The 25400-nt window shown below is 39.5% G+C and carries 27 protein-coding genes; 4 read left to right on the top strand and 23 right to left on the bottom strand.

Annotated elements, in window-relative coordinates; genetic code table 11:
* Positions 1-25: 25 nt before the first annotated feature.
* The 7 genes from Q3C15_RS05045 to Q3C15_RS05015 all read right to left on the bottom strand — a co-directional run bounded on the left by Q3C15_RS05045 (position 26) and on the right by Q3C15_RS05015 (position 3520).
* Positions 26-235: a sporulation protein Cse60 gene (locus tag Q3C15_RS05045; protein WP_302704522.1), complete on the bottom strand. Its 210-nt coding sequence runs from the start codon at positions 233-235 to the stop codon at positions 26-28.
* A gap of 289 nt (positions 236-524) precedes the next feature.
* Entirely contained in the window at positions 525-1802 is a 1278-nt protein-coding gene (locus Q3C15_RS05040) for a virulence-associated E family protein (protein ID WP_302704520.1), read from the bottom strand.
* Complete coding sequence (locus Q3C15_RS05035) at positions 1802-2599, bottom strand: bifunctional DNA primase/polymerase (protein WP_302704519.1); 798 nt, start codon at positions 2597-2599, stop codon at positions 1802-1804. The genes Q3C15_RS05040 and Q3C15_RS05035 overlap by 1 nt, the downstream gene beginning before the upstream one ends.
* 47 nt (positions 2600-2646) lie before the next feature.
* On the bottom strand, positions 2647-2874 hold the full coding sequence (locus Q3C15_RS05030; RefSeq protein WP_302704517.1) for a hypothetical protein: 228 nt from the start codon (positions 2872-2874) through the stop codon (positions 2647-2649).
* Position 2875: 1 nt separating this feature from the next.
* Complete coding sequence (locus tag Q3C15_RS05025) at positions 2876-3088, bottom strand: hypothetical protein (protein WP_302704515.1); 213 nt, start codon at positions 3086-3088, stop codon at positions 2876-2878.
* A complete protein-coding gene (locus Q3C15_RS05020; RefSeq protein WP_302704513.1) occupies positions 3088-3291 on the bottom strand; it encodes a hypothetical protein in 204 nt (67 codons plus the stop codon). The genes Q3C15_RS05025 and Q3C15_RS05020 overlap by 1 nt, the downstream gene beginning before the upstream one ends.
* Positions 3292-3343: 52 nt before the next feature.
* Positions 3344-3520 (bottom strand): helix-turn-helix domain-containing protein, encoded by a 177-nt coding sequence (locus Q3C15_RS05015; RefSeq protein WP_302704511.1) that lies wholly within the window; start codon positions 3518-3520, stop codon positions 3344-3346.
* A gap of 131 nt (positions 3521-3651) precedes the next feature.
* Between Q3C15_RS05015 and Q3C15_RS05010 the strand changes: the two genes are divergently transcribed.
* The 3 genes from Q3C15_RS05010 to Q3C15_RS05000 all read left to right on the top strand — a co-directional run bounded on the left by Q3C15_RS05010 (position 3652) and on the right by Q3C15_RS05000 (position 6802).
* A complete protein-coding gene (locus Q3C15_RS05010) occupies positions 3652-4239 on the top strand; it encodes a helix-turn-helix domain-containing protein (protein ID WP_302704509.1) in 588 nt (195 codons plus the stop codon).
* Between the two features lie 115 nt (positions 4240-4354).
* The gene (locus Q3C15_RS05005; RefSeq protein WP_302704507.1) at positions 4355-5506 is read left to right on the top strand and encodes a tyrosine-type recombinase/integrase; all 1152 of its coding nucleotides are present in this window, start codon (positions 4355-4357) and stop codon (positions 5504-5506) included.
* Positions 5507-6289: 783 nt separating this feature from the next.
* A complete protein-coding gene (locus tag Q3C15_RS05000; protein ID WP_302704500.1) occupies positions 6290-6802 on the top strand; it encodes a hypothetical protein in 513 nt (170 codons plus the stop codon).
* Between the two features lie 374 nt (positions 6803-7176).
* Here Q3C15_RS05000 and Q3C15_RS04995 read toward each other — a convergent pair whose 3' ends face one another.
* The 4 genes from Q3C15_RS04995 to Q3C15_RS04980 all read right to left on the bottom strand — a co-directional run bounded on the left by Q3C15_RS04995 (position 7177) and on the right by Q3C15_RS04980 (position 10736).
* A complete protein-coding gene (locus tag Q3C15_RS04995) occupies positions 7177-7551 on the bottom strand; it encodes a replication associated protein (RefSeq protein WP_302704494.1) in 375 nt (124 codons plus the stop codon).
* Positions 7551-7823: a type II toxin-antitoxin system RelB/DinJ family antitoxin gene (locus Q3C15_RS04990; RefSeq protein WP_064215350.1), complete on the bottom strand. Its 273-nt coding sequence runs from the start codon at positions 7821-7823 to the stop codon at positions 7551-7553. The genes Q3C15_RS04995 and Q3C15_RS04990 overlap by 1 nt, the downstream gene beginning before the upstream one ends.
* A gap of 256 nt (positions 7824-8079) precedes the next feature.
* Positions 8080-9567: a glutamate/gamma-aminobutyrate family transporter YjeM gene (yjeM, locus tag Q3C15_RS04985; protein WP_302704492.1), complete on the bottom strand. Its 1488-nt coding sequence runs from the start codon at positions 9565-9567 to the stop codon at positions 8080-8082.
* Between the two features lie 230 nt (positions 9568-9797).
* Positions 9798-10736: a nucleoside hydrolase gene (locus Q3C15_RS04980; protein WP_302704490.1), complete on the bottom strand. Its 939-nt coding sequence runs from the start codon at positions 10734-10736 to the stop codon at positions 9798-9800.
* 193 nt (positions 10737-10929) lie between these two features.
* Here Q3C15_RS04980 and Q3C15_RS04975 point away from each other — a divergent pair, with 193 nt between their 5' ends.
* Entirely contained in the window at positions 10930-11478 is a 549-nt protein-coding gene (locus tag Q3C15_RS04975; RefSeq protein ID WP_302704489.1) for a DNA-3-methyladenine glycosylase I, read from the top strand.
* A 55-nt stretch (positions 11479-11533) separates the two neighbouring features.
* Here Q3C15_RS04975 and alaS read toward each other — a convergent pair whose 3' ends face one another.
* From alaS to fabF, 12 genes are all read right to left on the bottom strand, one after another.
* On the bottom strand, positions 11534-14176 hold the full coding sequence (gene alaS / locus Q3C15_RS04970) for an alanine--tRNA ligase (protein WP_283573503.1): 2643 nt from the start codon (positions 14174-14176) through the stop codon (positions 11534-11536).
* 248 nt (positions 14177-14424) lie between these two features.
* On the bottom strand, positions 14425-15759 hold the full coding sequence (locus Q3C15_RS04965) for a DEAD/DEAH box helicase (RefSeq protein WP_302704487.1): 1335 nt from the start codon (positions 15757-15759) through the stop codon (positions 14425-14427).
* Positions 15752-16720 (bottom strand): bifunctional oligoribonuclease/PAP phosphatase NrnA, encoded by a 969-nt coding sequence (locus Q3C15_RS04960; RefSeq protein WP_064208105.1) that lies wholly within the window; start codon positions 16718-16720, stop codon positions 15752-15754. The genes Q3C15_RS04965 and Q3C15_RS04960 overlap by 8 nt, the downstream gene beginning before the upstream one ends.
* 59 nt (positions 16721-16779) lie before the next feature.
* Positions 16780-17859: a DNA polymerase IV gene (gene dinB, locus Q3C15_RS04955; RefSeq protein ID WP_302704485.1), complete on the bottom strand. Its 1080-nt coding sequence runs from the start codon at positions 17857-17859 to the stop codon at positions 16780-16782.
* Positions 17860-17964: 105 nt separating this feature from the next.
* Positions 17965-19455, bottom strand: coding sequence for a glucose-6-phosphate dehydrogenase (gene zwf, locus Q3C15_RS04950; RefSeq protein ID WP_283601408.1), 1491 nt, complete (start codon positions 19453-19455; stop codon positions 17965-17967).
* Positions 19456-19507: 52 nt separating this feature from the next.
* On the bottom strand, positions 19508-20266 hold the full coding sequence (gene fabI, locus Q3C15_RS04945) for an enoyl-ACP reductase FabI (protein ID WP_204778935.1): 759 nt from the start codon (positions 20264-20266) through the stop codon (positions 19508-19510).
* A gap of 17 nt (positions 20267-20283) precedes the next feature.
* Positions 20284-21063 carry a carboxyltransferase subunit alpha gene (gene accA, locus Q3C15_RS04940; protein ID WP_302704482.1) on the bottom strand — a complete coding sequence of 260 codons (780 nt, stop codon included), beginning with the start codon at positions 21061-21063 and terminating at the stop codon, positions 20284-20286.
* The gene (locus Q3C15_RS04935; protein ID WP_302704481.1) at positions 21056-21910 is read right to left on the bottom strand and encodes an acetyl-CoA carboxylase carboxyltransferase subunit beta; all 855 of its coding nucleotides are present in this window, start codon (positions 21908-21910) and stop codon (positions 21056-21058) included. Before Q3C15_RS04935 ends, accA begins: the two co-directional genes overlap by 8 nt.
* The gene (gene accC, locus Q3C15_RS04930; RefSeq protein WP_302704476.1) at positions 21891-23279 is read right to left on the bottom strand and encodes an acetyl-CoA carboxylase biotin carboxylase subunit; all 1389 of its coding nucleotides are present in this window, start codon (positions 23277-23279) and stop codon (positions 21891-21893) included. Before accC ends, Q3C15_RS04935 begins: the two co-directional genes overlap by 20 nt.
* 3 nt (positions 23280-23282) lie before the next feature.
* The gene (gene fabZ, locus Q3C15_RS04925; protein WP_302704473.1) at positions 23283-23711 is read right to left on the bottom strand and encodes a 3-hydroxyacyl-ACP dehydratase FabZ; all 429 of its coding nucleotides are present in this window, start codon (positions 23709-23711) and stop codon (positions 23283-23285) included.
* The gene (gene accB, locus Q3C15_RS04920) at positions 23712-24158 is read right to left on the bottom strand and encodes an acetyl-CoA carboxylase biotin carboxyl carrier protein (protein WP_302704472.1); all 447 of its coding nucleotides are present in this window, start codon (positions 24156-24158) and stop codon (positions 23712-23714) included.
* A 2-nt stretch (positions 24159-24160) separates the two neighbouring features.
* Complete coding sequence (gene fabF, locus Q3C15_RS04915; protein ID WP_302704470.1) at positions 24161-25393, bottom strand: beta-ketoacyl-ACP synthase II; 1233 nt, start codon at positions 25391-25393, stop codon at positions 24161-24163.
* Between the last annotated feature and the right edge of the window lie 7 nt (positions 25394-25400).

Raw genomic sequence — 25400 nt, 5'->3', positions numbered from 1 at the left:
ATTGTTTCATTTTTCATATTCCTTTCTATTTCTCATAAATAACCAATGCACACGATGTTGAATAAATATCTTCTGAATAACCGTCAGTTGCTTGACTATATTTAATATCAATTAACTTAATATCTGGATTGTTTTTCAAAAATTCATTAATTGCCTTTTCTAAGCTTCGTCCGTGCCATTCTTGATTGGTAGAATCATATCTAAGCGTATTTGAAAATTCTTTTACTTGAATCATACTTATCGTCCTTTCTGTAACTAGACAGTAAGTAAATAAAAAGACACTTAAAACATTTCTTTGTCTAGTCGTTTATCGTTGATTTAACAACACTTTCAACACTTTTCTAGACAGTAAGACAGTGATTTTTCTGTAATATATACAAATAACGCATTTATATACTTTTTGCGTTATTTATACTTTTTATATTGAATATATTGTCTTATTGTCTAGTAATCACCATAAAGTCTTGATATGACAACGATTATCTACTAGACAGTAAGTGAAATTTTACTGTCTTATACTGTCTTTACTGTCTAGTAAACCCACGAACTTGTTTACCATTTATATATTTTCTTGCCTTTTTCCAGCCATAATCATTTACCATAACATCACTGATTTTATTAGTTACTTTTTTATCTCTAGAATCATAAAAAGCTTTTCCCGTTGTCTTCTTATATAATTCTTCATTTGAAATAAAATTTTTATTAATTAAATCATTTTCAACAACATCAGACACTGCGTCATCAAAGAAATCAGTATATTTAAATTGCTCTCTTTGCTTATTAAGCAACTTATTTTCTTCCTTACCATGTGCTGAAATATCAACAGTCTTAGATTTATATAAATTTACTGCTTCACCCCAAAGTTGCTTAACATATTCATTTGTCAAGTCATCAAAAACATTCTTGCTATGGTTTCGATGGCAACGAACTGGCAAAAATCTACGATCTCCAGTTTTATCCTTCAAGTAATAAAGGTTATTAGTCGTCCGTGCCATAATAAAGCCCTTATCTTTCCAAATATCGTGGCGATTATATGGTGGTCTAAAAGAGAATTCTGTTAGTGAAATAAATTTCTTCAACTCTTCAAAACTACATTTATCTGTGGCAACCATCTCATCATCATTCACAATAAAATTTCTTGCCATTCTTGCAATATCATCTTTATCACTAAAATTAGTGAATTGGTCAGTATAATAACCAAGTGGTGCTATTCTTTGTAAAAAGACTGTCTTTCCAGTACCCTGACTTCCTACCAAATCCAAACAGAAATCAAATTTAGTCTTAGGATTATACACTTTAGCAACTCCACCAACAAAAAATAATCGTGTTATTAAATCTGTCGTTTCATTCTCTTCAACACCTAAAAAATCATGAAATACATGTTGCAATCGTGAATGCTTATCCCACTCATCATATGCTTCATTCATATAATCTAAAATCGGATTGTATGAATGATCTCTTGCCACTTTTTGTATTCCGTCATCTGTGGCGTCCCTAGTAAAAGTAATATTCATTACTCTTTCAGCATACATTCTAATTTCAGTAGAAGCAGAATCATCTAATATTCCTTTCTTTACCTGCATGCCATTTTTTTGAATTGATTTTGTTACTTCAATTAAACCAGTAAATTCATTTAGTCTAAACGCACCATCAAAACAAGATTGACTTTGAATAAATAGCGCAACATTAGTTGGTGATGAAGCTTTAATGTTTCCTCTTTCTGTTCTAATCCAACCAATTATGCTTCTTTTACTTTTTTCCTCTTGTTTCTTAGTAGCTTTAAGCAAAGTGGCTTGATCCATTAAATCAGTCCCTCCTTTCCTAAGCAACTTTTAAATGTTGCGTCAAGTTCCTTATCGCTCAATGGAATTTTGGTTGCACTATTGGCCATTTTTGCTAATTCGTAAGCGTCTGTTGGTTTAACTTGGCCATATCCAACCATGTAAGACACTAATTTATGCAAATTATCGTTTCGTGAGCCTTTATCACCTAAACCGTGTACAAACATCGGCGCATATCTGCTAAATGCTGTTACTGAATTTCTTCTATATTTAACATCAAAGTTAAAGCCATTCGATTTATCAGTTTCTTTTGCTTTTTCTCGAATAAAACTCATTAATTCTGAGCATGGTTTAGTAATTGCTTTATGGTTTAACCATTGATAAGCCTTACCATTAAATTTGCTTGGTGCGACTACTACATAATTATTTTTGTGTGCCTTAATATCCACACCATTTAAAAAGTTAATATGTTGTGAAATATTAAAGTCATCTGATTTAAGGAAAAAATACTGATAACCATTATGCAGTGTTTTCTGAACTAGCGTATTTTCAAACCATTCATCATGGTTTAAAGCCTTTATGCTCTCTACACCGTCTTTTCCGCCTTCGTGTCTATCAACATCAATTACAAAAAAATTTTTAGTTTGTAATGCGATATTTGCGTAAGGATGTGTATTCCAATATCCTCTAACTTTCTTTTCTGAATCTAAAGGTTCTGTTGAAAACTTAATCATTGGTCTTTTATTATTAGGATTAATTGGAATAACCGTCATACCTTTTTTAAAATACGCAACCGCATAATCTGTTAGAGGTTGCATTTTACCCCCCCTTATCAAATTTTGTTATTTCTGCTATAATTACCCTGTTAAAGTTTTATATGTGTTATTTGTTCTCCGTGGTACTGTCCACGGTTTTTTTTCCACCAATTTCTGATAAAGCGATATAGTTCAATGATTGCCACGCCTGTGATACCGTACCAGCCTAAAATGCTAACAATTACAACAATGGTAAGAATTCCAAAAGGAATAAGTAATTCATCGTCAGGCGTTGTATCGTACAACTCTGCTAAATCATTCAATAACTGCTGTTTCACGTTATTCACCTCCCTGTACAATAACAACTGCTCCACATTCTTGAGCAACATCTAACATTTTTTCTTCAATATCATCAGCCATATCAAGTAAAACCAATAAATCTTCTTTTGAAATATCAGTTTCAATATCATCAAAATCTAAAGCTGAACCAAAATCTTCAATTAAGTTTGCTGTACTTCTTAATACATCTGATAAACGTTTGTAATTCATCATTAGTCCTCCTTAATACTTTCAGCGATTTTTTGATTATTTGAATTAAGCTGTCCCACAATATAATCAAAACTTTCACTTAATCTGTTATATTCATAACCAATCATTTTTTCAGATGATGTTCTTAAGTGTTCAATACAATCATCTAGTAATGTAATTAATGCTTTGTTATATGCTGTTGCTTCTTCAATTTTGTATTTATCCATTCTTTAGTTCCTTTCTAACCTAAACACTACTCTTGACCCTGTGCGTGTTGTTTTAAATTGTGTGTGCGTTCATGAATTCATCAAGCGCTGTTGTTGAAATGCGCTTAACTTTTCCAATTTCTGTTACTTTCAAACCGTTAGCAATAAACTTATATAAAGTTGTGTAGCTTTTGATTTGTAAGTATTCCATCGCTTGCTTGTATGTAAGCCATTGATTTTGTTGTTGCATAACGTTTCATCTCCTTAAATACTTTTGTATTCTTAATCAACAATTAAAGAATATAATAATACATTTGTATTGTCAATACTTTTGTATTATTATCTTTGATTTTTTGTTATAATACTTTTGGAGGAATAAATATGAAAAGCAAATTAAAAGAACTTAGATTAAATAAAGGACTTACATTGAAGGAATTGTCTAATGCTTTGAAGGAAAAAGGCATTAATATTTCGCCCGACTCTTTAGCAAAATATGAGCGTGGTGATAGAAAACCTAAAATGGATAAATTAATTCAATTGGCAAACTTCTTTGATGTTTCAGTTCCTGAATTACAGGGATATGAAAATAAAAATGTTCCTATTGCAAAATTTGAAAAATTAATTAAAGAAAAGCCAAATGATGATTATACAAAATCGGTAGTTGCTGAGAGTATACGACAAGGACAAAATGCAATAAAAAAAGAAGAACATGAATGGTATGATAAATTAAATAATAAAATAGCTAATCTAGATATATTAGAATTGCAAATCGTAGTTAATTTTGCTAACTTCTTGAATAATGTAGATAACAATAATGACGATTTAATTAATAAAATTTATTTTGCAACTGCCATTATTAATAATCTAGCAACAAATAGTTATGATAAGGACAAAAAAACACAAGTCATTTCTGAACTAAAAAAACTCAGTGATGATTTAATTGATTCTATATCAAGTGACAAAAAATAAAATGCGACATCGTCGTCGTTTTTATACTATTATTACTTTCAAATTGGACGATGTCGTCCACTTTTCCAACCGTAAATAATGCCCTTGACCCTGTGCGAAAATTACGGAGGAAAAAATGGTACAATTTAAAAAATATAAAACTAAAAAAGGCGAAACTCGCTATCAGTTTCAAACATATTTAGGAAAGGATCCATTAACTGGTAAAGATAAAGTTACTCGTAGACGTGGATTTAAAACCAAAAGTGAAGCACAAATCACTTATTCAAGATTGAAAGTTGAATTTAATAATAAAGGTAAAATTGAAAAAATAACCAATGTTACCTTTAAACAGCTTTATGAAGAATGGCTACCTGTTTATCGTTCAACTGTGAGAGAATCAACATTCTCAACCACTCAGTATATTTTTAACAAACGGATTTTACCTGAATTTGAAGATCAATTTATCCAAAAGATTACACCGCAATACTGCCAAAAAATATTACTAAAATGGTATGAAAGTGGATTTAAAACATATAGACGATGGTTCTTTTATTTAAAAAAGATTTTTGATTTTGCAAAGAAACAAGAATATATAAAGAAAAATCCGTGTGCAGAATTAACCTTACCACGCAGTTCGGATTCCTTTAATAAACCAAGTAATTACTGGACTAAAGAGGAATTAATTAAATTCTTTGATTGTATTGATAAGGTTAAACAGCCTGAAATGTATACTTATTTTCGCTTATTAGCTTTTACTGGTATTCGTAAAGGTGAAAGTTTAGCTCTTGTATGGTCCGATGTTGATTTTAAAAATTCAACCTTAAACATCAGCAAAACCCTAACTCAAGGTATGCGCGGTAAAAAAATTGTACAGCCACCTAAAACAAGAGCTGGGGAAAGAATTATTCCTTTAGATAAAAAAACACTTGCCACTCTTTCAAAATGGAAAGAACAGCAAGCAAAATGGTATAATTTCCTGAATGTTGGTTTAAAGTCAAACGATAAACAACTTATTTTTGCAAATAAGGTTAATTCTTTTCTTTCATTATACTCTCCCGGAGAGTGGTTGAACGATATTATTCAAGAAAATAATCTGAAAAAAATAACCGTTCACGGATTGAGACACACACATGCTAGTTTGTTATACGCAAGCGGCGTAAACGTTAAAGAGGCACAAAAACGACTTGGTCATTCTGACCTTGCTACCACTATGCAGATTTATACACATATTAGTGAACAGCAAGAAAGAAAAGTAGTCGATCAATTAACAAATTATATTGATTATTAAACCTAGCCAATTACCTAGCCACTTTAATAATTTAATGGTTAAATCGCATAAGAATACTGGAATATAAGCAATTAATAAAAATCACATAATATCCCAGTATACCCAACTTACAGTGATATATACACGGTTTAAAGGCTATAAACGTTGAGTTTATGGCTTTTTTATTTTTATCATTTTGATACTAAAAGGCATCAAAGAGGCCCTAAAAATACGTTTGCTCGTTCTTATAATTTCAAGGATTAAATAATATAATTAATTTACATATTTAACAGTTTTAAGATTTCTAGCTATGATTTAGCGACACGTTTTTTATTTTACTCAAATATCCCCGCCTTACATTTACAAACAAGGAAAGCGCGCAATGGAACTTCCGCTCGCACAGAATACATTTTTGAATACCAAAATTTTTCAGAACCTGTCATAACTTCATAGAGTCTAAACAAGCCTTGATATATCAACGAATAACCTCATTTTAATGATCTGTTATATATACCAATTCCTATCAAATAGTATTAAAAGGGTGCACAAAAACATAGCAATCGCGAATAAAATTGCATTATACAAATTTATATCATTAATGTTATTTGTTAGCTTTTTTGAATGCATCCAACGCCATATTTTAACGTTACAGACAGTTTTTATATTGCTGTATGAATAAACATTAAAAAAATTCTCGATAATTTGTAACTGTTATATTAAAATACAAACCATTGAGATGATACAATTTTATTATTTAAAATTCATCACAAAATCACTATTTATTAACGTGAGAAGGGGTTGTTAATGAAATTATTTAGTTTAATTTTAGGCGTTGCATTTATTTTTTTGATTGTATCTTTCTGGTATGTTCATTTTCAAATTGAAAACTTTCAACTTGAAAATGACATAGATAGGGAAAATCTATTTGAAAATCAAACTGAGAAAAACATAAAAAAAGAAACAGAGTTATCAAATATTAATAATACAATTAAATTGATCAGATATTTGATTTCTGATGTTATATTATTTGAGTTCATCTTATCTGTAGTGATTTTATTTATTCTTGTATTTTTCATTTATTTAAACCAAAGCCAACCTATTCTAAATAAGTTAGTTAATACTTTTTATATAACAATCGCTATATATGTGTTTAAAAATCCTATATCACATTTATTATTATTCATCAAAAGAAATTATACATTATATATTTCAAGTGGCCTATGGGATGATTCTAGAGATGAACTAAGAAAGTTGTTTACATTACAAAAATTAGCTGTGCAAAAAAGAGAACTTTTATTAAAAGATAAAAACAAATAATGCATATTAATGCACTTAACAATCTTAGTAAAAAACACGCTTAGAATTTTCTAGGCGTGTTTTATTTATACTCGGTTGCCTTTTTAATTATCATTCGTAATACTTGTCCCCTAGCAAAATATTTTTATTTCTACATGCTAGACTTAAAACGATAGTTCTGTGTGCGCTTCCTTTAATTTGATTTCAGAGGAAAAAAAATAACATTGGTTAAGATTTGTTTTAATCAAACTAATCAGTATGCTGATGATTTGAAGAATGATTTGAATGAATGACTAGGAGTTCTTCATGCACCAGCTTTTTTACAATAAAATAACCGTGATAAACACGGCTTTTATTTCTCAAACTAACATATAACATTGAGCATGTCCGACTTTTCAAAGACTTTTAAATACTTGATTATGCGTGCCAATATTAATTAATATTATTTCACTATCGCTTTTAGAATAAACTAACAAACAATTTCCGTTTTGGCCATTCAAATGAAGTTCAAGGCAACTAATATTTCTTGATGATACACCTAATCTCTTAGCCAGCATTTTTTTGGTGTCACTAGTGATATGAATTTGATGATTATTAAAATATCGTGGAATAGTATTATCCTCAAAAAAACAATATTTCAATACATATTCCCATCTTGTAGCTTTAATACCATTTAAATTAATTTCATCTTCAAAAATAAAATTCCACTTTTTATCCCTTTTTATCCTTTTGAAATTTTTCTTAAAAATTCTCGTATAGGTTACTTTCACTATTTATTAAGCTCCTTTTCCAGACTATCAAAATCTGTAAAAGTCTTAGTATCTTTATGTTTAATTGCATCGATGTAAGATTGCGCAGTTTCATCATTAAAATCCACATTTGCTTCGTAAGATTCCTGATTAAATGGTAATTTGCCTTGTCTAACAAGTTGTTTTAATGCCATTTTAACGAATTGTGAAGTACTCATCCCAATGTCAGATAACATTTTAGCACTTTCTTCTTTTAACTGATCATCTACACGTACACTTATCGTTTTTAACATTCTATATCCCTCCTTTTTAAATTATATATAATTAGTAATACATATGCAATAATTTGTATTACATACAGTTTATTATTAATTTTCTTCAAAGATTATCTATTGACAACTTATAAATCAATAATTAAGATATGAATATAATCTAATTGCGGTGTGATCTTGCGGGACACACCTTTTTTATTATCCTTTATTAATAAAGATGAAAAAAGAAGCGACCAAACATCGCTTCTCAATTCAGTATTATGTTACTTCTCATCCATTAATCCAACTTCGCTTCTGACCGCTTATACAAAATCCAGCCGACAACCCCAAAGAAAATTGGGCCGAATGCTGTCCAGAAAGCGGTCATATAATCGTGACTTAAAATCGGCTCAACACAAGTGAAGACAATTCCAGCAGCAACAACAAGCCACACAATGCTTGTAACTGTCCAAACTACCTTTTTATTCTTGTAGAAGACAAACGGCCGGTCAAGATTTTGCTTTTGTTTAAAGAACGGGAAGGCAGCAATCAAAAACAGATAAGGAGCTGAAGATGAAACGTTCATCATGTCCGTTAAAATCGTATAGAACTGAGTTGCCGCTTTCCCACCGAATGCTACAAATAGCATGATCAAGCTGACCACAAGGGCTTGTAACCACATTGCGTTGGCGGGCATTCCCTTATCGTTCAGTTTCGTGATTTTCTTTGGCAACAGGCGTGAATCGCTTCCCAATACAAATGACTTAACTGGTGAGTAAATCATCACAAAGACGGCCCCTAATCCCGTAAGAACGTCTGACAATGCAGTGATGTGGGAGAAAAGTTTTCCAATTCCAAGTGCTGCTGTTCCAGATAATCCAAAGGCCTTTCCAACTTCGATCCCCAGATTATTGATCAAAACATATTCGCAGTTGGCCAAGTCAACTGAGCTCTTTCCTAAAACCGAATGCCAGTTGGTTGAAATCCCACACATTGTAATCAAAATCAGGTAGAACAACGTCATCAAGATCATTACCGTGATCAAAGCCTTTGGATACGTCCTTTCTGGCTTATCAACCGAATCAATCACCCCGGACGTTGTTTCCAGGCCGCCATAGGCAAAAATTGCATATACTAAGAACGAAATAATAGCAATTGGCGACTGAAAATTACTGTTCGGCGACGTTGTAAAACTTTTAATTCCCGTAATTCCTTGAGCTAAAACTCCATGATGAGCAATCAAAACCACGATACTGAACAAACTGAATAACAGCGTAATTCCAAAAGCAAAGATTCCACCGAATGTAGCGACCTTCGCAATTTTATCAATTCCCCGGCTGGCTAAGAATGTAACTAACAAAATAAAAAGGACACCCAAAATTCCGACAACCTGGTTCGAGTTAAACGGACCAAAGCCCCATGTTTGAGTTTTGTCTGAGCCAAACAATGCCGTTGAAACTGCCACGATGAAGAACTGCGTTGATGATACCAACCAAACAACCCAAGCAGCAAGCCAAATAAAAGTTCCAATAAAAGCAAACTTTTCATTGGTTGAACCCTTTAACCATGAATAGATTCCCCCCTTGGCTTCCTTAAACGTTGCTCCGTATTCAGCAAACATTAGCGCTGACGGCAAGAAAAACGCCACGGCGGCAACAATGTACCAAATAATACTTGAATATCCCATTTGATAAAAGGCAGTCATCGAATTACTAAACCCAAAAATTGCTGAAAAAATCATCAAAACCAAACTGCCATATGTAATCTTTCTCGACTGAGAATCCATAAAACCATCCCTCTTATGATTAATTTTTAATTAGTTAATAATTAAAATATCTTAATTTTAATGATAATATTTTAATCTGTCAAGGATGGATTTTAAATTAATTGCCAAATCATCAGCATTTTATCGAAACATTAAGTTCGATTGGGTCATTTAATTTATGAGAATTTTATAATAAAAAGTCCTGAATTGGCGTTTAAGAGCCAGTTCAGGACTTTCGTCTATTCACTTAATTATTCAAATTTTGCTGATTCTGCTAATTGGTCCATGATTTCATAGAAACGATTTTCATGAGCTTTCGTTACCAACGTAATTTCGCGGCCATCGTCGGTTGGATAAGTCCGCCCGTCAGCTGGTCCGCCAACCATTACATCGCTTTTGACCTTCTTCGTTTCAATTGTTTCAGGATACAGACTCGAAATCGTGGTTAAAACGTCCCAGAGATAGTAAACTGAATTGGCTTCATAGTTGAGCACTAACGCATATCCTTGTCCAATCAAATCCATTGCTGGATATTTCCGCAAACTTGCCCAGTGATCACGTAATTGAACGTTCAATGGTAATTCTTCAGTGCTTTCCAAGCCAACCATTTGAATATCCAACGATGAATCCCAAACCGTTTTAACCGCTTCTGGATCCCAAAAGGCATTCCATTCAGCCGTGCCATCGTAACTAGGCTCAAGAACATTGCCGTGACCATCAAGACAGCCGCCCATCCAGTACAACTTTTCGATCTTATCCTGGATTCGCGGTTCGATTTCCAGTGCGCGGGCCAAGTCAGATAACGGGCCGGTCATGATCAGCGTTGTCTTTTCGTCCTGCGCCATAATTTTGTCGATCATATCCAAATGAGCTGGCTTTGCAGCTTGCGGTGTTTTGATCGTTCCCTTTTCATTTAAAATCGGAAAAGAATTAAATGCGTATGAACTTAACCGCCATTCTTTCGGGAATGGGTGCTTTGGCCGCGAATTTGAAAGGGCCACTTCAACATTTTGATGATGCGTGTTGAACCGATCAATCATCTTCCGTGATGCTTCAGCAGCCGGTTCGACGAAGCAATCGGCATCCGTTACTCCAACCCCAATCAGCCGAATGTCAGGAACTTGCAACAAAAGTAAAAGCGAGGTTAAATCGTCAACGTTGCCATCATGATTAAAATAAACATTCTTCATAACATTTCTCCTCAAAAAATATTAGTGATTAAACACGTATTATTTTAGCATATATTGGCTTTAAAATTAATATATTTTTAAACTATAAAATTCATAATCAGTTATATCGTTCTTAATTAACTATTAGATTTACATATTAGGATAATTCCACTATAATGAAGCCAATCATTATTTTTCCCGGAGGTCTTTAACTTTGGCAGATAAACCACGTTGTCAGTGGGCAACCCAAAATCAGCTTGCACAGGAATATCATGATCATGAATGGGGAGTCCCATGTCATGATGATCAAAAATTATTTGAACTTCTAACCCTTGAGATCTTTCAGGCTGGGTTAAGCTGGAATACAATTTTGAAAAAGCGCCCCGCTTTTAAAGCCGCATTCGATGATTTTGATGTCGCCAAAATCAGTCAGTATTCTGATGACAAAGTTGAAACGCTCTTGCAAAACGCTGCAATTATCCGCAACCGCAAGAAAATCGAGGCGACGATCAACAATGCCAAAATTGTTCTCAAACTTTCTAAGTCACTAAATGAATATCTATGGCAATTTACTGATTTTAAAACGATTAAGCATCATTGCCAAAGCTATCGTGAAATCCCCGCCAAAACGGAACTCTCAATCAAAATCAGCAAGCAAATGAAAAAGGACGGCTTCCAGTTCACCGGTCCAGTGACGATTCAATCGTTAATTCAGGCGATTGGCATGGTCGATGATCACGAAGTTGACTGTTTTCGATATTAAAAAAGACTCATGTTAGCGTTATGCTAGCGTGAGTCTTCATTTTTCTATTCAGCTTTTATTTCTTTGCTAACCATTCAGCAGCGGCCTTCAATGCATCTTGCATTCCAGCTGGCTTCTTTCCACCGGCTTGGGCAAGGTTTGGCCGGCCACCACCGCCACCACCAACTAATGGGGCGATTTCTTTGATCAAGTCGCCGGCCTTTAAACCGTCTTTCATTGCAGCATCGCTCATGGCAACGATCAAGTTGACTTTGCCATCTTCAGTTGCCGTTCCAAGAACAAGAACATCTGAAAGATCCTTAGCTTTCCATTGGTCAGCCAATTGCCTTAATTGATTCATGCCTGAAACGTTGACTTGCGAAGCAATCAAGGTCTTGCCATTGATCGTTTGCACGTTCTTGAAGACGTCGGCAGCTTGTTGGCTGGCAAACTTATCTTCTAAGGCTTGCTTTTGTTGTTCAAGTTCCTTGATTTGAGCAAGCGTTTGATCGATCTTACTTGGAACATCCTTAACTTGAGCAACCTTTAACTTAGCGGCTGATTCGTTTAAGATGTTATTCCGTTGTTGCAAGAATTCGTATGCTTCCTTTGAAGTTACGGCTTCGATCCGGCGAACGCCAGCACCGACACCTGATTCAGAAACGATCTTGAACAACCCAAGTTCACTGGTATTATCGGCATGGTTTCCACCGCAGAACTCCATTGAGTAATCGCCGATCTTAACGACCCGGACAACGTCGCCGTACTTTTCACTGAACAAGGCAATTGCGCCCATCTTCTTAGCTGATTCAATATCAGTTTCAACGGTTTCGACTGGTAAAGCATCCCAAATCTTTTCGTTTACGATCCGTTCAACCTTATCAAGGTCTTCAGCGGTAACTGAGCCTAAGTTCGTGAAGTCAAACCGCAAGTATGTTGGTTCAACCAATGAACCAGCTTGATGCGTGTGTTCGCCTAAAACATCCCGTAATGCTTGGTCAAGCAAGTGAGTTGCGGTATGGTTCTTCCGCACTTTATCATGGAACTTCTTGTTAACAACCAATTCATATTCGTGTTCCTTGGTCATCTTCTTCAAAACCTTAACGGTGTGCATGTTTTGACCGTTGGGCGCATGTTGAACATCTTCAACTTCCGCAACAACTTCGCCGTTTTCGTCCTTGATAACCCCTTGGTCAGCAACTTGACCTCCCATTTCAGCATAGAATGGAGTAACTGAGAAGATCATCTTGGCTTCGCCGTCTGCAACCTCATCAACTAATTGGTTATCAACAATAATGTCCTTTAATACCCCTTGAGCATCAAGTTTTTCGTAACCAACGTATTCACTTGGAGTCTTAATGTCGGTCAACAAGCCGTTTTGAACACCCATTGATTTTTCGTTGCTCCGGGCATTCCGGGCACGTTCCTTTTGAGCATCCATTTCGCTTTGGAATTCGTCTTCGTTAACACCTAATCCGGCATCATTCGCATATTCAACCGTTAATTCCAATGGGAAACCGTAAGTATCGTACAACTTGAAAGCGGTCTTACCGTCGATCTTATCTTGCTTGTTTTCCTTGGCATCAGCGATCACTTGGTCAAGCAATTGCATTCCGTCCTTCAAAGTGTTGTTGAACCGTTCTTCTTCCATCTTGATAACTTTTTGAATAAATTCAGCTTGTTCCAAGACTTCCGGATAAGCAGACTTCATGATGTCCCCAACAACTGGCACTAACTTGTACAAGAATGCGCCGTCAATGCCTAACTTTTGCCCGTGGAGTTCAGCGCGCCGAATCAACCGGCGGATAACATAGCCGCGGCCTTCGTTTGATGGCAATGCACCATCCCCAATGGCAAATGTAATTGCCCGCGCGTGGTCCGCAATGACCTTGAATGAAACGTCGTTGTCGGCGTTATCGCCGTATTGCTTGCCAGCTGACATTTGCGCCGTTGCATCAATGATCGGCATAAACAAGTCAGTTTCAAAGTTGGTCTTCGCATGTTGGAAAACGGAAACAACCCGTTCAAGGCCCATCCCCGTATCAATGTTTTTATGCGGAAGCGGTTCGTATGTGCCATCTGGCTTGTGGTTGTATTCTGAGAAGACAATGTTCCAGATTTCAAGGTAGCGTTCGTTTTCACCACCCGGATAATTTTCAGGATCATCTTCAGCAACGTTGTTGAATTCTTGGCCGCGATCGTAGAAAATTTCTGAGTCCGGACCACATGGACCTTCCCCAATATCCCAGAAGTTGTCTTCGACTTGGTAAATGTGATCTTCAGCAACGCCGGCCTTCATCCACACTTTCTTTGATTCCTTATCTTTTGGATAAACCGTAATGTAAAGTTTTTCAGGATCCATTCCGAACCATTCTGGACTGGTCAACAATTCCCATGCCCACGGAATAACTTCATTTCGGAAATAGTCCCCAACTGAGAAGTTTCCGAGCATTTCAAATAATGTATGGTGGCGCGCAGTGTGACCCACGTTTTCAATATCGTTTGTTCGAATTGACTTTTGCGAACTTGTCATCCGCCGGTTTTTCGGGACAACCGTTCCGTCAAAATACTTCTTCATCGTTGCAACCCCAGAGTTGATCCATAACAATGTCGGGTCATCTTGGGGGATCAATGGCGCACTCTTTAAAACATCGTGGCCCTTTGATTTAAAGAAATCCAAATACATTTGCCGCACTTCGGCACTTGATAATTCTTTCATATTTTTCCCTTTCCAATATACAAAAAGTACCATTGCCTGCAGGGACGCACATGCGCGGTACCACCCTGCTTGCAACGATACTTTATCGTAACCTCTTTAAGTTTATTAATTTCAATGTCATCATAGGGAGCATCATTTTACAATTCTTAGGCTTTCGCACCACCCAAACCCTCGCTGAAAAGAATCCGTAAAACAACATATCCTAATCTTCCAAAAGTATATTTAAAAATTAAGCGTTTGTCAATCCGTTACCGTGACTTGCGTGCTTTACGCCGCGCTTGCCGTTGGGCGATCCGCCGTTTTTGTTGTTGATCACGCTTGATTGCGCGCTGAATTTTCTTCTTATACCCTGGTTTGTGTTTTTTCTTTTGTTTATTGACCATTCCTTGCAGTTGCGGATCCATCTTTTCATGGATCTTCTTCCGCTTCTTCCGCCGGTTCCGATCATATGAATCAACGATTTCGCCATTCCGAATGGCTTTCGGTTCAAACTTGATACCCATCTTTTCAAGTTCTTCGATCTTGCTTTCATCATTCGGTTCATAAAGCGTAATGGCCGTTCCGCTCATCCCATTCCGGCCTGTCCGGCCAACCCGGTGAACAAAGAATTCAAGATCGGTTGGCAAATCATCATTGATAACATGGGAAACGCCTTGAATATCAATTCCCCGCGCTGCCAAATCGGTTGCTACCACGTACTGATATTCAAGGTTCTGAACGGCCTTCATGATCCGCTTCCGTTCCCGCGGTTGCAACCCGCCATGGATCTTCGCAACCTTTAATCCTTGTGACCGTAAGTAATCTGTCAGTTCATCGGCGCGTTCCTTCGTGTTGGTGAAGACCAATGCTAAGTATGGTTCCCCCATTGTCAGCAACTTGTAAATGATTTGATTCCGGTCACGGCCCTTCGTTGAAATCAACCAGTTATCGATCGTATCGCTGATGATTGTTTGGTTCTTAACAACTTCAACGACTGGATTTTCCATGTATTTGTGAAGGAATGGTTGCAACTTTTCAGGAATCGTAGCTGAAAAGACCATCATCTGCAAATCTTGCGGCAGTGATGATGCGATTGCATCCGTGTCATCCAAGAATCCCATATCCAACGTCATATCCGCTTCATCAACAACAAATTGCTGAACTTCGTGAACATCAAGTGCTTGAGCCCGGATCAAATCCAAAATCCGACCGGGAGTCCCAATCACGATTTGCGGCTGATTATGGCTCAACTTTTCAATTTGCCGTTGTTTATCCGTTCCGCCAACGTAATTGTGAACGATAATCGGTTCTGGCGCGAACTTTGCAATTTGCTTTACCGCTTCATAAATCTGATATGCCAGTTCCCGACTCGGCGTTGTGATGACCGCTTGGGCGGGACCATTCGGATCAACTTTTTGGAAAATTGGCAAAAGGAACGTGTGCGTCTTCCCGCTTCCGGTTTGGGATTGACCAACGACACTTTTGCCTTTCAGGATCGTTGGAATCAAGCGTTCCTGAACCGGTGTTGGTTTCCGGAAACCCATCGCCTTCAATGCCTTGTTAATAAAGGGTTTAAAATCAAAATCCTTAAATTCTTTAGTCATTCTTTTCTCCTGTGTATGTTGCGGCAATTTGATCTAACTTCGCAACGTATTCTTTCAATTGATCATCGGTCAAGGTGTCCATCATGGCTCCACTTGCTAATGGGTGGCCGCCACCGCCGTATTCCTTAGCAAGTTCGTTAATTACCGGACCCTTTGAACGAATATTCAAGCGATACTTGCCGTCTTCGCCTTCAACAAAGAGTGTCCAGCAAACGACCTTATCGATTTTACCGATCACAGAAACGATTGGGGCTGTTCCTTGAGCTCCAAGATCGAAACTCTTAACCAAATCATGCTTCAACACAATGTATGCTGCATTATGTTCGGTCATGACCATGTTGTCCCAAACATATGCTGACAGTTTGGCAACTCCTTGACTGATATCATCCATTTTACGGTTCATTTCAGAAGCGTTGATATCAAATTCAAATAATTGGGCCGTTACGCGCAATGTGTGGGCTGTGGTGTTGTCATACATAAAGCGACCAGTATCGCCTGCGATCCCGGCATATAACATCCGCGCAGCCTTTTGATTCAACACTAATTGGCCTTCTGACTTGTTAACTAAATCAACGACCATTTCAGAACAACTTGATGCCCCGGTGTTGATCAAGCTGATATCACCATAGTGGTCATCATCCGGGTGGTGATCAATTTTAATCAGATAATCGCCTTGATCATAGCGTTGATCGTCAACCCGTGGCCGGTTAGCAGTGTCGATTGCGATCACTAAAGCGCCCTTGAACATGTCGTCAGTCAATTCATCTTCGGTTGTGATCCACGTTAAACTGCCGTCATTTTCACCTGCTTGGTAAACGGTCTTTTCTGGAAAACTATTCCGAATTACTTCTGCCAAACCACCTTGAGAACCGAATGCGTCCGGATCCGGATCGGTGTGACGATGAATGATAATTTTGTCATATTCTTTAATTTTTTCAATAATTTGTTGTTCGATTGTCATTTTCTGACCTCTTTCAATTAATCTCCAATTATCAAGTATACAAATAAGTCCCGGCTTTTTCAAAGGTCCAGCCGGATGTTTTCAAACTCTAGTGGATCAAGGTTGGTGATTGTTAATCCCAATAACCGGACATCAATTGGGTTATCTTGAATCTCATCAAAGAGCTGCCGGCCGTAATACGCAAAGTTTTCCACCTGATTATCAAGATAATCATCAAATGTCAGCCGTTTCGTGACCGTTTCAAAATGACTGTCCCGGACCTTGATCACGATCGTTTTGCCGTGTTTTTGCTGGCGTTTTAACTCAGCGACTAACCGTTCAGCCGTCAGCTTCAACTGTTCATCGACCTGTTCGATTGAATTTAACGGCTGGTCAAACGTTCGCTGACTACCAACTGATTTTCGTTCCCGTTGCCATTCAACCGGCCGGTCATCGATTCCGCGAACCCGCTGATACAAAATGTGACCCATCTTACCGAATTTTGAAATTAAATCGATCTCTTTCCAGTGATAGAGATCTTCACCAATGTTGATTCCTAATTCCCGCATTTTGGGTGCCGTTTTCTTTCCAATGCCGCGAAACTTCTCAATCGGTAACGGAAAAAGGAAATCAAGCGCATCTTCCGGGTTGATGATCGTCATTCCAACCGGCTTGTGGTAATCCGACGCAAGCTTTGCTAAAAACTTGTTATACGAAACACCCGTCGAACACGTCAAATGCAACTGATCATAAATTTCCTGCTGAATTCGATGGGCAAGGGCCACTGCTGATTCAATTCCTGGCTTATTTTCAGTCACATCCAAGTAGGCTTCATCAAAAGCCACCGGCTCGATCTTATCAGTATATTCGTGAAAAATCGCATGGATTTGATGCGAAACGCGCTTGTACTTTGGAAAATTCGGCTTCTTAAAGTAAGCTTGCGGACACCGCTTCAACGCTTCTTGAGCGCTCATTGCCGAATGGATTCCATAAGAACGAGCAATGTAATTCGCCGTTGCGACAACGCCCCGGCCACCGGTGTGCTGTGGATTACGTGAAATCACAAGCGGTTTGGTCCGGAGTTCAGGGTGGTCCCGCATCTCAACCGACGCATAAAACGCATCCATATCAACATGCACGATTTTCCGCTGCTTTGCCACGCTCTTCCACCTCACCTTCAAAGTTTCGCTAATATTTTAAACGAATGTATGTTCGAAATCAAGAAATGAATAAAAATAGGATGTGACCATCGTCACATCCTATTTTTACCTTAACGGATTAAATTCCCAATAATTTCCATCGCGAATCAGCAATTCATCCGCTTCGCGCGGCCCCATTGAACCGCAATCATAATTTGGAAAGATTGCTGGATCCGCATCAGATTCATTCCATGCTTTTCGAATGGCATCCACAAACCGCCATGAATAGCGGACTTCATCCCAATGAACAAAGTTGGTTGAATCGCCTTTAATTACATCAAGTAATAGCTTTTCATATGCTTCCGGGGTCTTTGCCCGTAAAGCAGAGTTATGCTTAAACTTCATCGTAACGTTGCTTACCGGATAATTTTCTTCGCTGACTTCCTTTTCATTCAACCGTAAACTTGTTTCCGGAGTCGGCTCAACGTTGATCGTCAAGACGTTCGGATCAAGCTTTTCGTTTGAGAAAATATTATTCGGCATGTCTTTAAAGACGACATCGATCCGGGTTCCCTTAACAGCCATCCGCTTTCCAGTCCGAATATAGATTGGAACCCCCGCAAAGTTCATGTTATTTACAAAAATCCGCCCGGCAACAAAGGTTTCGGTCATTGAATCAGCCGGTACTTGACTTTCTTCCCGGTAAGCCGGCATCCCAGCAGTTGCACCGTACTGCCCCCGGACAAAGTTTTGCCGCACTTCATCTGGTTCATAAACCTTCAATGCTTTCAATGCACTGATTTTTTCGCGTTCAATATCAGTATCTTTATACGAAACTGGCGCGTTCATCGTTAGTAAAGAAACAAGTTGTAAAATATGATTTTGGACCATATCCCGCAACGCTCCAGCGTGTTCATAATAGCCAGCCCGTTCCTCAACGCCTAAAATTTCGCCAAGCGTAATCTGAATATTCGAAATGTAACGGTTGTTCCACAACGCGTTAAAAATCGGATTAGCGAACCGGATCGCATAAATACTTTGGGCCATTTCCTTTCCCAGATAATGGTCGATTCGGAAAATATCCTTTTCTTCAAAATAACGGGCAATATCGTCGTTTAAGGCTTCCGCACTCTTTAAATCATGGCCAAATGGTTTTTCGATGACCAGTCGATTATAGCCGTTTTCAGTCACAAGATTTTGTGACCGTAAATGCTTGGCAATCGTTCCGAAGAACGTTGGTGACATCGCAAGGTAAAAAATGCGGTTGCCGCCGATTTGATAACGTTCATCTAACTTAGCTGCCAAGTTCTTTAAAGTTATATAGTGCTCAGTATCATTAACGTTATGTGATTGATAATAAAAATGGCTGGCAAACTGATTGATTTCAAGGGCGTTGTTTTCCATATCAGCAACGCTGTTCCGAACGACTTCCTGGAGCCGTTCATTTGTCCACGGCCGCCGGGCAGTTCCGATAACAGCGAATTTATTCTTTAAAAATCCTTTTTGGTAAAGGTGAAACAAAGCCGGATACAGTTTGCGTTGGGCTAAATCGCCAGTTGCGCCGAATATAATAAAGAGTGCTTTTCGTTCTTTCAAGACATTCCCCGTCACTTTCATCAAAATTTTACACTTTCATTGTACTATAACTCAGAATTGCGACAAGGGATTTTTAGATCAAATGAACCCCTTTATCAGCGTAAATTACGTCTCCCACAACACCGGTTGCTAAATCGCTCATCAAAAAGGCACACACGCCGCCAATTTCTTCTAAAGTTACTGAATGCTGATCAACCGTCCGCCGTTCCGATTCGGCTAACAAAGCCGAATGGTCGGCGACCCCGGTAACTGCCAACGTCTTCATTGCGCCAGCCGAAATAGCATTCACCCGGATATTATCCTTTCCCATGTCACGGGATAAGTACCGGACAGCCGATTCAAGGGCCGCCTTCGCAATTCCCATTGCATTGTAATTTGGAATTGCCCGCACCGAACCCATATAGGTCAAGGTTACGATGCTGCCCGGATGATTCAGGATTTTTTGACCATAACGGGCAACCGCAATTAATGAATATGCGGAAATATCCTGCGCCAAATTATATCCTTCACGGGTCGTCTTCATCACGTCGCCTTGAAGTTCGTTTCGATCAGCGTATGCAATTGCATGCACGATGCCGTCGATTTTGCCGAACTGCTTTTGAACTTCGGTAAATGCCTTTTCGATGTTTTCATCAGCCGCCACGTCGCATTCAATTAAGCGGTCATCATCGTTGACCAGTTTGGCCAAGCTTTTCTTCATTCGTTCGTTTTGGTATGTAAAAATAAGCGTTGCTCCCTGTTGCGCCATCACCTGAGCACATCCCCAGGCAATTGAACGCTTGTTTGCAACGCCCATTACTAAAATCTTTTTGCCTTCAAGCAAGCCGTTCATTCCTTAATCATCCCCTATTAAAATTTTCTGAAGCGTGCATGCCGCTGAGCAAGTAATTCTTCAACCGAAAATTTTTGTAACCGTTGAATCTCAGTTTGAAGAACATCGGCAACCGCCGCACACGTTTCAGAATGGTCTTCACTTTCCGGAATAATTCCTTCGATTATGTTTCGTTTCAATAATTCCGCCGGTGAAATTTTCAGCGTTTCAGCCGCTTCATCAGCCCGGGAACTATCCTTCCACAGAATTGAAGCAAATGCTTCTGGCGAAATAACGGAGTAAATGCTCTTTTCAAGCATCCATACCGCATCGCCACCAGCTAATGCCAATGCGCCGCCGCTGCCGCCTTCACCGGTAATAACGGTGATCAGAGGCGTCTTTAATTCACTCATCACCATCAAGTTTTGGGCAATCATGTAACCTTGTCCCTGTTCTTCCGCTTCAACGCCGGCATATGCCCCTGCAGTGTTCACAAACACGACTACTGGGCGGTTAAACTTTGCCGCTTGAGTCATTAACCGTTGGGCTTTACGGTAACCGGCAGGTGTCGGACAGCCAAAGTGGCGGGCGATCCGTTCTTGCGGCGTCGTTCCCTTATCGGTTGCAATGACCGTCACCGGTTGACCGTTGAACAAGGCAATTCCGCCAATCAATGCCGGATCGTCTTCCATTACCCGATCACCGTGCAGTTCATAAAAGTCATCAAAAACATTTGCAATCAGTTCTCGCGCACTGACTTTATTTTTATCCCGAGCAGCTTTCACAATTTCAGCTGCTGTTTGTTCTTTTTTAGTCATTTGCTGCCTCCGTCCGGTTTAACCGCAATAACTTTGCAATTACCTGTTTTTGCCGATTCCGCGGAACAATGTCATCGATCAAGCCGTTTTTCATTAATGTTTCCGCTGACTGCAAATCATCCGCAATCTTTTGGTGCATTGTTTGTTCAATTACCCGCCGACCAGCAAAGCCGATCAATGCTTTGGGTTCGGCCAAAATAATATCGCTTTGGTTCGCAAAACTAGCCGTCACCCCGCCAGTCGTTGGATCAGTCAAAACTGTCAGATAAAACAACCCGGCATTTGAATGTTCCATTACCGCTTGGGTAACCTTTTGCATCTGCATCAATGAGTAGATTCCTTCTTGCATCCGGGCCCCGCCAGAAAGGGCAAACAAGACGACCGGTAACCGTTTTTGCGTTGCCATTTCAAATAACCGGGTCAACTTTTCACCCGTGACGCTTCCTAATGAACCCATAATGAAATCCGGATCCATAATCGCAAGCGCGCATTTTTCATGATCAATCTTTGCGATTCCCGTCAGGACTGATTCATCAATTCCGCTTTTTTCACGGCATTGTTCAATTTTTTTATCAAAGCCTTCAAAATCGATTGGATTCGATTCTTCAATATCCGTCAAAATTTCTTTGAAATCATCAGCAAGCCATTTAACCCGTTTCCGGGCACTTGTTCGAAAGCCATAACCGCATTCGGGGCATGTCCGAAATTTCCCGAGTTTTTCACGTAAAAATACTTGATGACACTTTGGACACCTGATCCACAAGCCGTCCGGAACCCGGTCCATTGCTTGATGATCAGCTTTCACATGTTGCTCGCTGATTCGTGATTTATTTTCGTAAAGTTTCATGGTTTAAACCTTTCTTCCATTCCGGCAAAAAATGCTTTTCAAGATAATCCGTCGTTACCGTTCCCTTAGCAAATTGACCATCACATTCAAGAAATGCCTGGTGAAATTCAATGTTCGTCTGGACACCCTTGATAACCGCTTCATCTAAAACACGTTTCATTTTAGCAATTGCCTCTTGCCGGTTCGGCCCCCACGACACAAATTTAGCGACCATTGAATCGTAAAACGGCGAGATCGTCCATTGCGGATACAATTCCGTATCAATCCGCACACCAAGGTTCCCGGTTGGAAGGTACAGATAGTCAACCTTCCCCGATTGCGGTAGAAAGTCACGGGCCGGATCTTCAGCATTAATCCGGCATTCAAGTGCTACCCCATGCGGAGTCAGATTAGCTTGCGTAATATCAAGTTCTAACCCGGCAGCGATCCGCACCTGTTCCCGCACAATATCGACCCCGGTAATCATTTCACTGACCGTGTGTTCAACCTGGATTCGGGTATTCATTTCCATAAAGTAGAAATGATGAGCTTGATCCATTAAGCATTCGATCGTTCCGGTATTGACATAGTTAAGCGCATCGGTTGCTTTGATTGCAATTGATTGCAACTCTTGACGTTCTTTTTCCGTTAAGATCGGGCAAGGACTTTCTTCGATCATCTTTTGCTTATTGCGTTGAACTGAACAATCCCGTTCTGGAAATGCCAAGGTATGGCCGGCTTGATCCCGAAAAATTTGAATTTCAAGGTGCTTAACATCTTGCATTACCTTTTCCAGATACATCCGGTCATCATTAAACGCATGCTGAGCTTCTTGCTTCGCTTGCGTAAACGCCGTCTTCATTTCCTGCCGGTCTTGAACCACCCGGATTCCTTTGCCGCCACCGCCTGCAGCTGCTTTAAGCAAAACCGGATAACCAACTCGATCCGCAATTTCAAGTGCTTCAGCAGTATCTTGAATAAAACCTTTGCTTCCTGGAATTACCGGAACGTCGCTTTGCATCATCCGCATCCGCGCATTTGCCTTATTACCCATTAATTCAATCGTTTCCGACCGCGGGCCAATAAATTTCACGTGGCATTCTTCACATAACCGCGCAAATTCACTGTTTTCTGACAAAAAACCAAATCCGGGATGAATTGCTTCCGCCCCGGTTCCGATTGCAGCCGCCAGGATCGATTTCATATTCAAATAAGAGTCCTTAAGTTGCGGGCCGCCAATGCAGACAGCTTCATCAGCAATCTGAACATGGAGACTTTCGCGGTCAGCCGTCGAATACACTGCAACCGTCTTGATTCCCATTTCCTTTAATGTTCGAATGACGCGCACCGCAATTTCACCACGATTTGCAACTAAAACTTTCTTAAACATCAGCTACTCTCCAATCATAAATGTCAGTTCAGCTGTGCATGCTTTTTTGTCGCCGACATACGCAATTCCTTTTCCGCTTCCAATATGTTCCCGCAATTTCGTCAATTCAACTTCCAACCGCAACGAATCGCCTGGGCGAACCATTTGATAGAACCGGGCTTTTTTGATTCCGCCAAAGTACGCCGTTTTTCCTTTAAAGTCCGGCATTGACAATAAGGCAACCGCTCCGATCTGCGCAAGGGCTTCAACGATCAGAACACCTGGCATTACCGGATTTCCTGGAAAATGCCCGTTAAAAATTTCTTCATGCGTCGTTACGTTATGAATTGCGACTGCCTTATGCCCCGGTTCAAGGTCAGTTACCTTATCGATCAACAGCATTGGATAGCGGTGCGGAATAATCTTTTGAATTTCCGTAACATCCAATTCCATTTACTTTTCCTCGATTTCAAATAATGGTTGGTCGTATTCGACCAAATCTTCATTTTCAACCAAAATATTTTTCACCTGACCAGTAACGTTGCTTTTAACTTCCGTCAGCATCTTCATTGCTTCGATCACGCAAACAACATCGCCGGCATGCACCATTTTCCCTGGTTCAACGTATGGCTTTGCTCCCGGTTCCGGTTGCAAGTAAACCGTTCCGACCATTGGCGCAACAATTTGATTTGAACCTGAAACTGGGTTCTTTGAAGAAGCTTCAACTTTGGTTGCCGGTTCATTTGCCTGAACTGGTTGTTGAACCGCTTGAACTGGTGCTTCCGGTGAACTTTCATTTTTACTCAAATGAAGGTGAAATTCGCCATCATTAATTTCCAATTCTCTTACTGAGGATTGATTAAATTTATCAATAATCTTATTTATTTCATCAAAATTCAATCTCATTCACTCCATCTTTTGAATGCAAGGACCGCATTGTGCCCGCCAAATCCAAGCGAATTGCTGATTGCATATTCTAACGTTGGATCCGGGGTTGCGGTTTTAACTACATTAATATCGCACTCTTCGTCCTGTTCCGTCAAACCAACATTTGGTGGCAAAACCTGACGTTGGAGTGCATCGACCGTCAGCACGGCTTCAATGGCACCGGCCGCCCCCAAAAGGTGTCCGGTCATTGACTTTGAACTGCTGACTTGCACGTTACTATTTTCGCCAAACACCTTGCGAATAGCAAGTGATTCGCTGGCATCATTTGCATGCGTCGATGTTCCGTGGGCATTAATGTATCCAACCTGGTCAGCGGTAATTCCCGCTTCAACGATTGCTTCCTGCATTGCCCGGGCCGCTGGTTGACCGGTCGGGTCTGGCGCCGTAATGTGATAGGCATCACAATTACTGCCATAACCGACAACTTCGCCTAAAATTTTTGCCCCGTGACTTTGAGCATGTTCGAGGCTTTCAAGCACCAGCGTTCCCGCGCCTTCACCTAAAACAAATCCCGACCGCTTTTTATCAAACGGAATTGAAGCTCTTGCCGGATCCTTTTCCTTTGATAACGCATTTAATGCGGCAAACCCGGCAATTCCGATTTCATTGACCGATGCTTCGGAGCCGCCGCAAATCATTGCCTGTGCGCGGCCTTCTTTGATTTGCCGGTAGGCTTCGCCAATCGAATTCGTCCCGGTTGCACAGGCAGTAACAATTGCCGTACAAATATTTTGCGCATGGAACCGAATCGCAATGTTCCCGGCTGCCATGTTCGCAATTGCCGTCGGGACAAACATTGGTGAAACGCGTTGCGGTCCCTTTTCATGCATTTTAATGATTTGTTCCTGAATGGTTGTTAAGCCACCGATTCCGGAACCATAAATTACGCCCAGATCCTCGCTACGGGTATTTTCTTCCGTTAAGCCGGCTTGTTCAACGGCTTCAACTGCCGAAGCAACCGCATATTGTGAAAACAGATCCATTCGCTTGGCGGCCTTCTTACCAATCTTTTCAGCCGGATCAAAATCTTTAACTTCGCCGGCAACCGTAATGCCCGTTTCTTCAGCATCAAATTTGGTAATCGGGCCAATTCCAACTTTACCGGCATACGCGTTCGCAGTAAACGTTTGAACGTCATTTCCTAAAGGGGTAATTGCCCCCATTCCAGTAATCACAACTCTTGTCATCTTTTTC

The sequence above is a fragment of the Ligilactobacillus sp. 110_WCHN genome (assembly GCF_030518115.1).
Taxonomy (GTDB): domain Bacteria; phylum Bacillota; class Bacilli; order Lactobacillales; family Lactobacillaceae; genus Ligilactobacillus; species Ligilactobacillus aviarius_C.
The sequence above is the reverse complement of the archived record's forward strand: the minus strand, read 5'-3'. Positions and strand labels throughout refer to the sequence as shown.